The following is a 12952-nucleotide window of genomic DNA, read 5'->3' on the forward strand; positions in this document are numbered from 1 at the left end:
GCCAAAAAAGCGAAAACAAAGGGAATAACCCCCCTAAACAAATTCGGTTTTAACATTAAATTATTCATCATTATAGCTTTAAGATTTACATATTAATTACTACTTGCGTTCCGGTATAAACAACTGTTTCTTTATATAAGCCGGAAGAGTCAATTCCGAATCCGGAATTGCTATTTACACTTACAATATTGAATTTTCGCTCTGATAACATGCCGGGGAAACTCCCGTTTCTATCGCTGATGGTTAATGTTCTGTTGCCATCATCCCAATTAAATGTGATGGTGGCAAAAACTCCGTCTTCGTAATTGTAATTGTTGTTTTCATCCTCATACAAAACAAACTCTCCATCCGCTCCCTCATATATTCGAATTTCCAGTTCATCAGCTGGCTTCTCAGTTGAGAATTGCATGATGGGACCCATTGGTATAATAGAACCGGCCTGAACAAAAAGAGGAATCATATCAAGCGGGGCGTCGGTTTTAATGGTTTGATTACCATTAAAACGCTCACCTGTCCAGAAATTATACCAGCCTTTTGATTTTGGCAAATAAACTTCCCATTTGTCAACACCCGGCTCAGTAATAGGAGCCACCATCATACCATTTCCAAACATATATTGATATGGTTGTTTGAGAGCCATCTCATCTTCTCTAAAATCCATCACCAAAGCCCTCATCATGGTTGAACCGTTGCTGGTTACCTGCCAGGCTTCTGAATAAATATAAGGGAGTAACCGATATCTCAAATTCAGCATTTTTCGCATATTGCTCTCTACTGTTTCACCATATTTCCATGGCTCTGTTTCGCTCATATAACCATGGTTCCGGAAAATCGGCTTAAAAGCACCCCACTGAAACCATCGAGTTAGCAATTCACGATAATTTTCATCGGTGTATTGAGAATGCCCGGGTCGGAAAAAGCCTCCAATGTCAGTAGTCCAATAGGGCAAACCTGTGATTGTGAAGTTCAGCCCGGCAACAATTTGACGTCTGTATTCGTCCCAGGTACCACCAACATCACCAGACCAATTAATGACACCATATCTTTGCTGTCCGGCAAAAGCGGAACGGGTTAAAATACAAACCCTTTTATCAGAAGTGACTTCACGTTGACCTTCATAAACAGACTGACTAACCAGAAGGGGATAGATTAATCGATAAAAGTCGCCCGGCCCAATATGGGTCATCTCTCCGGTAAGGGCGTCATTTTCCGGCTCAACAGCATCCATCCACCAGGAATCAACGCCGTGAACAAACATATTCTCGTACAATGTATTCCAGTATTCTTTCCGGGTTTTGGGATTGAAATAGTCCAACCAGTTGGTGTTTGGTATGAAGTGGTTGTTACGTTGATACTCTCTGCCCAATTCAGAGTTGATGTCCGGATTTGACCAAATTGAGATGCAGAAATGTGCATTCAGGTCATGAATCTCACCAATAAACCCGGTGGGATTTGGATAATATCTTTCGTCAAATTGAGGAACACCCCATCCTTTATTTCCCCAATATTGCCAATCCTGTACAATTACATCCATTGGCAAATTTCGTTTACGAAATTCCTTTACAGTCTCTATCAATTGGTTAGATGAAGCATAGCGCTCTCTGCACTGCCAAAAACCATAGGCCCATTTAGGCAACATAGGAGCAGCACCAGTCAAATTACGGTAAGAAGAAATCACCTCATCGGCCGAAGGCCCATAAAACACAATGTAGTCAATCATTTGAGCATGTGGAGAACGATAGGTTGTGACATCCTCCTTTAAATTCCATGATAGGGTTGGCTCATTATCTGATTTACATATCAGCTGAACATCATGTTTTCCAGCCTCGAGATTTACAAGGACTCCTGCAGTGGGCGGAAGCCACATATTGGTTTGGTCAATAACGGGAACGCCATTTATAACTACATAATGACGATTGCCCATATCGCCCAAGTCTAAAAATATAGAATATTCTCCACTTCTGGGCACAGTAAAACTCCCGGTATACAGAGATTGATCCTGCGCTACCCTCTGTGTTCCTGCAGTTGTTGTAACTTCTGCAATTCGCCCCTCTCCCAAATCTGCATCTTCCTGTTTTTCGAGTTGGACAAAATTGTCTGTTGGGTTAAAATCGGTTAATCCATACTGATGCCAAAGCAATCCATAGCCCTTGTTTGAATATACAAATGGGATCACAATCTGGCTGTTAACCTGGGTTAACCGACGGGTAACACCTTTAAGATTGAAATTCCCATCCTGAAACTGCCCCAACCCAAAAATGGCCTCATCGGCAGGTGATTCGAATTTCTGCTCAACAAAAAAACATGGTTCACCCATAACAGAATCCGGTTTCACTAATCGGGAACCGGGCTTTTCCTTTAGAAAAGCCTCTCCTTGACTATTTAAATATGAAACCTGACCCGTTCTCTTATTGACCTCAACAGTCATCTTTTTAAGAGAGATTTTAACAAGGCTCCCTTCTTCAGTGACCACGAAATTTGGCACTTCAATTTCATTATACAACACAAACTCGGGAAGAGCCGTCTTGCTATCCACATAAAACTGCACCCGAACGGTGTTGTCAGTGAGTGGATAAACAGCCAAAGTTCCTTTGTCAGTTTGAAAAGTAACCCGATTACTTTCTTTTAAATAGCTCTTTACAAATTGGTTTTGACAACTTATAAAGAAAAGAGCAACACTTAACAGAAAAATAGCTTTCATAATGATTTAATTATAATCTCATTTATATGCAATCACTTAAGCCCCCTGTTTTGAATCCGAAAATAATCGAACGAAACATCAAAAGGGCTGTCAGGCTTCGTGGTGGATGAATCAAACCAAAACGTACTTGTCATACTTTGGGTTATAACGCCGTCGCACACCAGAAGACCTGCATGAATATCTTTCAACAGGATATCCGACTCTCCAAGCTTCTCAAAAGTTTTTCCATCCACAGAATAATAAGCCGAATATCTGCTTCCTTCTTTCGAAAGTCGCAATAATAGATGATTGTCACCTATAACTTCTTCTTTAAGGTTTATGGATGCCACTGATTTCGCAATTCCGTTCTCTTCAAAAAGCAAATCGATGGTGCCGGGTTGCACTCCTGTTTGTCTTGACGTTTTGATGACTGCTCTAAACATAAGCTTAACGAAGTTGTCGTCGTCCTGGTAAGCAACAATGCCGGCATTTTCAGGTTGAGATGGTGTTCTGGAAGCGACTAGTTTTGTCTCAATTGTCCAATCGTTATTGGCACTTTGCAGCAACAGATTTCGGGCATTATTACTGCCTTCAGAAATATCTCCCTCCTCGGCAGTAATGGTAAGAGCCCCCGGAGCGGATGTAAAACTATGGTTGTTTGGATTCTCCCTTACCCAATTCCATTGACTACCGGGCTGACCATTATTAAATTCATCACTTACAGATGCGACATCAAAATTTATATAGTAGGTGTTTTTCTCATAGGTGTTATAGTCCACAAAACTAATGATGGCTGTTCCGGGAATACCTTTTGCCTGCTGAATTTCCACAGTTACATCCTTGCTCTCAGCTGAAGCGTTCACACGAGGGACTCTGGATGATCTGTTCATGAGATAACTATACGCCTTTTTATCGGCATTAAAGCCTTTCAAAGTTCTCCCATTGATGGTAATTGAGGCGGGAGTTAGATTTGGCATTACCTTAATGGGGAAATCATCTGAAACAGTTACTCCATTGTGAGTAACATGAACAAATACAGTGGCCACTCCAGGCTTAAGCGCCGATATCACACCCGATTCATTCACCGTTATCACAGAAGGATTATTGCTTACATACTCCACATTTGTATGTCTTACATCAATAAAACTATCATCAGTAAGGCACGCCGTAAAACTGGTGCCTGACTTGTCACCGGGTTGAAGTACTATTTTATCAGAAGTAGCCACCACAGTTTTTAATTCTGCCTTAAATTTTCCAGCCATGACTGCTTCCACTGTACCTTTTATGTCGCGCGAAGATGCTCCTATTTCAAAAACATACCTGCCATTATCAAAAGCCAATTTGTTATCATCTTCATTCCAGAACCATAAATCGAAACAATTGATGTCTATTGACACGGTTTTTATCTGACCTGCCGGTATGGTTACCCGTTTAAAACCCTTTAAACGTTTAATAGGACGTTGCAGTGAAACAGGACTATCAGGTGTTGTCACATAAACCTGAACAACTTCATCTCCATCTACATTTCCTGAGTTTTTAACGTCCACACTAACGGTAATCATATCGTTAGGGGTCATTTCACTTTTACTGATTTTAAAATTACTGTACTCAAAGGTTGTGTATGAAAGACCAAATCCAAACTCATAAGAGACATCCTTATCAAAGTACATATAGGTACGTCCATTCTTTTCATCATCGCCGCGCAAAGTGTAATCATTAAAATCGGGCAGATCATCGACCGATTTATACCAGGTAACGGTGGTTTTTCCACCCGGATTTATTTCTCCGAATAGCACTTTTGCTATGGCGGCTCCTTGTGCCTGCCCGTTATAACCTACATAGAAAATCCCCGGGATGTTTGGATTATGCTTAATCTCTTCAACTTCAACCATTCCCATGGTTTGCATTACAACTATTGTGTTTGGGTTAACTTCTGCAACAGCCTGGATAAGATTCATCTGATTACCTGGCAAAGCGAGAGAGAACCTGTCTGACTCTTCTCTCCCGGTGGTCTGGTCGGTTCCTACAAAAATAATTGCCACATCGGACGAAGCGGCTAAATCTAACGTGGCCTGATCGGTTGATTCAGGCTGCGGTTCACGATATATAAAGTAAATATTTCGTGGGCCGGTAATTCCTAACGTATTAACCTTTGCAGCCACAGTAACCCTACTACCAAAAAATCCTCCGGTTGATGAACTTTCGACCATCTCCGATGCAAGAATGTTGCCGGTGGGCGAATCTACTCTAACCTCTATTGCTCCTCCGCTAAGTGCCACATTCATGTTAAACATTATAGAATCTAACCGGGTCACATCAATGTTGTAATATGCCGTCCAGTCACCATCCTTTATTCCACGCAAGGATTTTGTACCAAACCTTTCGGATGCAATAATCCCACTTGCCGACTCGTCAAAAATTGTCGCATCATACTGATGCTTCTCTCCACTATTACTTACAGTAGTAAAGGTTGACAGCGTAAAAAAATCATTTCGACGATCAATGTTGCCACCATCTCCATGTACCACTTCGATACCCAAATTATTCCTTTTAACATAGCTTTTTATGCCTTGAAGAGGAGTGCTTACATAATGATCTTCCACCGGCCCTGAATAATCACCCAACTCAATTTTGTTTGCATGAGGTCCCAAAACGGCAATTTTTTGAATATTCTGAGGTCGAAGAGGTAAAGCTTTTTCTCCGATTGCCGAAACCACTTCATTCTTTAAAAGGACAGGTGTCTTTGTAGCAATCTCAAGTGCCAGTTCGTTATGAGAAGGGTCATTAATGATTCCCGGTTTAATTCCTGCGTATGGAACCATACGCGCAGGATCAAACTCTCCTAAACGCATACGAATGGTAAACATATTTATTAAAGCTCTGTCGATATCAGCCTCGGTTATTAACCCCCGTTCCAAAGCAGTAATGACGTGGCTTTGATACTCACCTCCACAATCTGAATCGACTCCCGCAATTAAACCCATTGCAGTTGCTTCCGGTCCATCCTTTGCATAATGATGACCAACAATAAGGTCAGTAATTGCGCCGCAGTCACCTGTTACATAACCTTTCATCCCGTATGTTCTGCGGGCAATGGTATCCACCAAAAATTTGCTTGCTGAAACAGGCACTCCGTTTACGGCATTATAAGCAGTCATAATGGATGGCATATCATCTTCCTCAATAAGAACTTTGTAGGGTCGCAAATAGAACTCACGCATGTCTCGATTGTCCATATCGGAGCTGCCGGTATGCCTGTTAAATTCAGTATTATTTGCAAGGTAGTGCTTTCCGCATGGAACGGTTTTAAGATATCTTTCATCATTACCCATCATGCCCCTAATAAAACCGCTACCAATTTGAGACACCAGAAAAGGATCCTCACCAAAAGTTTCGGCGGTACGTCCCCAACGAGGGTCACGTGCCGGCTCAATCACCGGCGACCAATAGGTCAAGGTAAAGATAAGGTCATGGTTAAAGCCCCGGGCTTCAGCCGCAATAACAGATGCCTCACGCCTAATTAGTTCCGGATCCCAAGTACAGCCAATGGCATTACTATTTGGGAACGACGTTGCGGTCATTCCACTGTTGTTATTTCTGCCCATAACGCCATGTAGAGCTTCTCCCCAAACATCATATTTATTAACTCCCAACCGTGGGATTGGGGCCATGGTATTTCCCAGTAAACTCTGCTTTTCCTCAAGAGTCATCCGTGACACTAAGTCAACAGCCCGCTCTTCGAATGAATATGCAGTATTCAAATAAATTGGCTTATTTAAATCATGAGAGTTTTGCACAAAAGCAATAGAACCCATGGCAAAAAAGACACAAAAGGAAATTTTAATTATTCGATGTTTCATTTTTCTACAATTTGTTTGTTAAGGTTATATTGTTTGGGTGGAAAACGTACTTTATGCTTGCTTCCTTAATTTCCGAATCCCTTTTCTATTTACTTGTCTAAAATTTGACTATTTTTTATGACTGCTTGCCACTCCAAAAGCCAACCTCTCATTGATATAAATTCAATTTCCAATAAAACTAATCTCGTTTAAAAACTTCTGATAGTCGCATACACGCCATAAACTTCATCCTCAATCTCAAATAATGGTTTTAAGGTGTAAGTTGACCCATTGTTATTAAGATAAAACATGTCATTTTCAGAAACCAGATTAGCCAGAATTGACTCATGATCTCCTTTCAAGATCAATTCATTACCACTTTTAAATGCCAATAAGATAGGGCCATAAAACAAGGCGATCACACTCTCATCGTCGGGCATGGTTTTAATATGAAAGTCATAATCAAAGGATAAACTGACTTTGTCTCCATCGTTCCATTCTCGATTAAAACTGAGGAATGATTCCGGCTTAATTTCAATATTCTGAATTTCATCATTAATAGAGACGGTAAGATTGTTTGCCCAGGAGGGAATAAAAAAACGGAGGTCTAACTCTCTCTCTTCAGGTGTTGAAACACTAAACTCCACCGATGGGCTTAGAGGGAAATCTCCTGTTTGTTCAATTTCTACCCCCATTTCAGTCCAATTCAATTTCGAAGGGATATACATATTTATCCATAATGTTGAGTTGTGGTGAAAATATATCCCTGAATTAAGCTGGGCAAAAGCCTCAATTGACGAACCATTACAACAATGAAAGTCATTTTCTGCTAAGAACTTCTTTTGCCTGGGCGAGCCCAATGGCAAATGGTAAACACATTTGCCTGTGCGGGCACTTTGTAATGCCATCACTGAATTGTAAAAAGTATTCATAAAGGCATCTGCATATTTTGGCTCAGCTGTCCAGGAGAACAATGATTTTGAGATCTTCTGGGTATTATGCGAAACGCAAGTTTCAGCAATTTCCTTTGTCATAGTATTGCTCAACACCCCCGGCACACCCCAGTGTTCAGCACTCAATGAAGTAGGGGTTATAACGTTTGGTCGGGGACCACTGCTCGAACCGTTAGCATATACATGATAATTGATTAACATATCCCAAAAATTTATCACGGCGTTGCGATACTTCGCATTCTTGTTTATAGGATATGCCTCTGCAAAACCATTAACCAACACAATATGTGTATTGGAATGAAGACCCGACAGAATGTTTTCATTATTTGCCATTGGTTTAAGGAACCAATCACGGTCGAAGAGTTGAGCCAATTCCAAGTGAACAGAATCGTTTGTCACTGCATACAATTTGTACAGCACTTCATTCATTGCCCCCGCTTCATTCATTGGATTAGCTCCAACACTGTAGAGAACTTTTTCAATGGTCTCCTCATCAAGTTTCGACATGCGCATTTTTACATATGCAGCCATTTGTTTCACCATATCCAGAGCTCTTTGGTTGCCTGCAAAAATGTATGCATCCAGCAAACCCTGCATGATTTTGTTATAAGTATAATAAGGAGCCCAAACCCCACCAAACTGAGATTCTAACACATCGAAATCTCTTTCAGGAAATGCACTCAGATAGCCATTCCCAAATACCATCTGACATTTATAAAGCTCATCCACCATGTAATTTATTCTTTCCAAAAAATCGGAATCCCCATACCTTGCGACTAAAAAAGAAGCAGCAGAGAGGTAATGCCCGGTAAAGTGACCCTTAAGGCCAACCCACGGAGCTTCCCACCCATCAAGGGGTTTCGCATTGGTTGGCAACCCTGCATTTTCTCTGAAGTTATGCAGCAGCCTGTCGCTGTCAAGAGATCTCAAATATTCAGTATTTAGCTCTTCACGCTCTTTTACCCAGGAATCATTTAACGTTACCAAATGCCCGGGAAAAGGCAAAGCTACGTCTATAGAAAAGTCAGAAATTGATTTATCCTGAACCTTTGAAGAGCTGCATGAGTAAATCAAAACAGACAACAATACCGTTAGTACTTTAAAATTTTTCATGCGTCTATAATTTGTTATTTCATCCCGAGTACTCGGGATGGAACGCGTCCCGAAGCCTCGGGACGCGTTTAATAAAATCAATATCTAAGAATAGCCTTTGATTCAATGTCTCTGACAGAGCTTACCGGAACCAAAGTAAAACTATACTTATGTCCTTCGGCACTTGGCCTTAGCAGGTATGGTTCGTGTGGTGGCGAACCCCATGGTTCATCGCCGCTAACTCCAATCATACGATAATCAATGTGCAATTCAACCAAATCGCGAGGTTTAATATCGTTGATGTGACGAAGATTCCTGTCTTTGTTCATCCCGGCATCAAAATCTTCAATGGGGTTGTTCAGAGCGTTAAACTCTATGATGGAATCAGCAACCACTAAGAGTCCGGAGCCATCTTTTCTGCTGAGTGCTAACCAACGTACATCAGTACGATGACCATTTTCCTGTGGACGAACATACGGCACATACATATCTGAAACTGTTGTTTTGTATCGCCCTACAAAAGTCGATGTGTTTCGATCGGAGTAGTTCTCCCAGGGACCTCTCCCAAAATACTCCACTTGAGTTAAATCCGAAGGTAACTGCATCTTCATTCCCATGCGTGGGATAATCGGAACATCCTCACCGGAAGTTACCAACTCATTATCGACCTTAATCATACCATTTCCCATAATGGTATATTTGGTTTTCCATGTTGATTGTAAGGAGTCAAGATTATAAACAACTTCAACCTGAACCGCGTTTCCAACTTGGTTTGTTTTTACACTTGCCGCAACAGGCAAGTGTTCTGAAGCCTCTTTCCACAGGCGGCATCTTTCTTGCATTCTCCACAAATAATCGTTATCGATAGGAGCGCGCCAAAACGCAGGCCGGGGGCCAAAACCATCAAGGAACAACTCTTTTCCTTTGCTTTTATAGGAAGTTATAATCCCTGTTTCTGAATCAATTGCCAGAGAGAAGTCACTCCCAGATATGTTTATAGAAGCTCCTTCACTGTAGGTCACTTCTCCTGCTTTTGCTATATCAAACTGAGTTTTGGGAGCTTCAATGGGCAATTTTATTTGTTCCGATGCGATCTCCCATCCTGCCGGTAAAAGGTTTTCAGCCTTTTTGGTTTTGGCCGAAAGAATGATAAAATACTCAACTCCGGGTTTAGCCTTTATGCGCCTCAAATTGACATTTACAGTTTTGGATTGCCCCGGTTCGATATCTAATCTGGGTAGTTTGCCGGTTCTAATCACTTTTCCATTTTCTGTAATTTCGTAACTAAAGTCGTATTCATTCAAGTTTGTAAAGAAAAACTTGTTGGTGATGGCAATTACCCCTTCTTCAAGATTTTTTGGTTCAAAACCAATATTCTGATATACTTGCTTTACTTCCAGGCTATGAGGCTTAATGCTTCTGTCGGGAAAGAGCACTCCGTTGATAACAAAATTTCCATCTGATGGCGTTCCTTCCGGGCCATAATCTCCACCATAAGCCCAAAACTCTCCCTTCTCATTTTCGTTGGCAAGTCCCTGGTCAACCCAGTCCCATATAAAGCCACCCTGAAGCTGTGGGTACTTCTCAATGATCTCCCAATAATCCTTCAGGTTTCCGATGCTGTTACCCATTGCATGAGCGTATTCGCAGAGGATCAATGGCCTATCGGTGTGGTTTTTAGCATAATGCTCAATATTGTGAGGTCGTGCGTACATGGGAGCAACGATATCGGTGTTCCATTCGAGACCTGCCTGCTCATATTGGATTGGACGCATTTCGTCGCGACTGCGAATAAAGAGGTAGGTTTTATAAAAATTATACCCGTTTCCGGCTTCATTACCCAAAGACCAGATAACCACCGACGGGTGGTTTTTAGAACGCTCAAACATGTTACGAGTACGGAAAATATGCGCTTCTGTCCAATCAAGATTATTCCCCAGACTTCTCCCTTTAGCGCGATCGTAACCCATTCCGTGTGATTCGATGTTGGCTTCATCAACCACATAAAAACCATATTTATCGGCAAGATCGTAAAAGAAGCTGGGCTGCGGATAATGGCTCAACCTAATGGCATTAACATTAAGTTCTTTCATCCGTTGCAGATCAAGCATTACGGTTTCCTCATCGACCACCTGACCGTTAATTGGACAAAACTCGTGCATGTTAACGCCCTTTATCAGAACCGGTTTCCCATTTACCAAAAATTGTCCGTTTTTTATCTCACTGGTTCGAAATCCAATTTTTATGGATGCAGCCTCGGTAACCTTACCTGAAACGTCTTTCGAAGTAAGTAATAAAGTGTAAAGGTTTGGAGTTTCAGCAGTCCATGCATCAACTGCAGGTATTGTAGCTTTAAAGTTCAGATGTCCAACAGAATCAACAATCTCAATAGATTTTGAATCTGTGGCTACAGACATACCCTTGTTATCGATTATTTCATAACTGAAAGATTTTAATGCTGGATTACCGGTATGGTTTTTCAGTTCCACATCTAGATCGAAAACACCATTCACATAGCTCTCATCCAGTGTTGCTTTGGCAAAAAAATCACGCAGGCGAACCTTTGGCTGTGCATACACAAACACTTCACGCGGGATACCGCTCAAACGCCAAAAATCCTGACATTCGAGGTAGGAGGCATCGCTCCAGCGGAATACCTCCACAGCAATTGAGTTTTTACCGGGCTTTACATAGGGAGTAATATCAAATTCCTGGGGTGTTTTGCTGTCCTTACTCATCCCAACCCGCTGGCCATTTACCCAAACAAATCCCACCGATTTTATGGAACCAAAATAAACGAATACCTGCATGTCATCCCACGATTGTGGGATGTCAAAATCGCGTCTGTAATAACCAATATTATTCTTCTCTAAATCGTTAATATATGGCGGTTTAAAATTCCAATGCGGGTAAAACTCATATCCTACGTTTGTATAGATGGGATAACCATAACCATGCATTTCCATGTTCGATGGAACAGGAATATCGTCCCACCCTGAAATATCGAGGTTTACATCGGCAAAATTCATAATTCGATTCGACACCCCGGTTACAAAATTGAATTTCCATGTACCGTTCAACGAGGAAAACCTATCAGAAGCTTCCCTGCTATTTTTTAAAGCCAGCTCCCTGCTAGAATAACTATTAAAGGAAGCTCTTGGCAGTTCTTTATTTATTCCTTGTATGGCAGGATTCTCAAGTTCGGGGTGTGGTGGCCGATTCTGTGCCTCCGAATTCAATGTGATTAAGAATATCGAAATGATGATTAATAATTTCTTCATTGTATATTATTTAAAATTCTTTATTCTGGTGCAACTCACCCATCCCCAAAGGTTTGAAACATGCTGTGGGCATGTTTCAAAAACACCTGAATATCAAACATTTTCTGCAAAACTATGGCAGATTCTTTTTATCAACAGTCCAAACTTCCGATTTTGATAGTTGGCATGGATTTCCGGTGAACATTTTCCCGGCCTCTTCGTCGCCTTTTAGTTGCCACTTGTACCATGCGGTTGCAACAATGGCAAATTCTCCGCCATGTGGTTGACGATAGGTTCCACCGTGCCCAACGTCCATATTGGCTACAAAAACAGGCACATGATTGATGCGATTAAAATCGTCCATCCCGTTATTATAGGCAATATCCGACTCACCACCCAGTAAATAAAGTGTTGGAGTGTGTAGTTTTTCCAGGTGATCTTTTGACAATGCCGGCATCCCCGGCATTCCTCCACCCGGATTAGGCAAAATTCCACTATTACAAATGATTGCGGTAGTTACTCTTGGATCGGGAGCAACCTCAAGAGCTTGTAATCCACCACAGGACATTCCGCTGACTGAGATTTTAGATACATCAATTTTATTGTAGAATACGCTTTCACTGTTACTGTTTTGAGCAATGGCCCAATCTATGGCATCAGTAAGCTGGGAGGAAACAGACCTACCTCCTCCGTGCTCCTGCCCTTCATGAGGCATTGGCCCTATGGCAATCACCAAAAAGCCGTGCGAAGCCACTTCCGAGAGAAAATTAACATGCTCCCAGGGAGAGTTGGCACATGCGCCGTTACCCCAAACAATGATTGGTAATTGATATTGATCTCCAAAAACATCAAGATTCTTTGGTCGAAAAATGGTATGAGTAATTAAAGAACCATCCGTGTACATAATAGCGCTATAATCACCTGTTCCCCCATCTTCAACAACTCTGGGCTCATTAACTTTTAAGGTGTTATCCTGTTGGGCATACAAACCGAAACTGAAAAACACCAGAAACAATAAGAGAAATCGAAAAAACTTGCCATTGAACTTCATAATCAATAATTTTTTGAGTTAGATATTTAAGCGTTTAATTGAATAATAGTTCGTAAATCTTTTTTTATTTACCTAAT

The 12952-nt window shown here is 41.4% G+C and carries 5 protein-coding genes; all 5 read right to left on the reverse strand.

Features of this window, described 5'->3' with window-relative positions; all coding sequences use genetic code 11:
* Nucleotides 1-85 precede the first annotated feature (85 nt).
* The 5 genes from EV194_RS01455 to EV194_RS01475 all read right to left on the reverse strand — a co-directional run bounded on the left by EV194_RS01455 (nt 86) and on the right by EV194_RS01475 (nt 12875).
* Entirely contained in the window at nt 86-2701 is a 2616-nt protein-coding gene (locus EV194_RS01455; protein ID WP_132431353.1) for a glycoside hydrolase family 31 protein, read from the reverse strand.
* Between the two features lie 32 nt (nt 2702-2733).
* Nucleotides 2734-6540 (reverse strand): glycoside hydrolase family 3 C-terminal domain-containing protein, encoded by a 3807-nt coding sequence (locus tag EV194_RS01460; protein ID WP_132431355.1) that lies wholly within the window; start codon nt 6538-6540, stop codon nt 2734-2736.
* A gap of 188 nt (nt 6541-6728) precedes the next feature.
* Complete coding sequence (locus EV194_RS01465; RefSeq protein WP_132431357.1) at nt 6729-8585, reverse strand: glycoside hydrolase family 127 protein; 1857 nt, start codon at nt 8583-8585, stop codon at nt 6729-6731.
* A 77-nt stretch (nt 8586-8662) separates the two neighbouring features.
* A complete protein-coding gene (locus tag EV194_RS01470) occupies nt 8663-11845 on the reverse strand; it encodes a glycoside hydrolase family 2 TIM barrel-domain containing protein (RefSeq protein ID WP_132431359.1) in 3183 nt (1060 codons plus the stop codon).
* A gap of 112 nt (nt 11846-11957) precedes the next feature.
* Nucleotides 11958-12875: an alpha/beta hydrolase family protein gene (locus EV194_RS01475; protein WP_207915860.1), complete on the reverse strand. Its 918-nt coding sequence runs from the start codon at nt 12873-12875 to the stop codon at nt 11958-11960.
* Between the last annotated feature and the right edge of the window lie 77 nt (nt 12876-12952).

The organism is Natronoflexus pectinivorans (genome assembly GCF_004345615.1).
Classification (GTDB): domain Bacteria; phylum Bacteroidota; class Bacteroidia; order Bacteroidales; family Marinilabiliaceae; genus Natronoflexus; species Natronoflexus pectinivorans.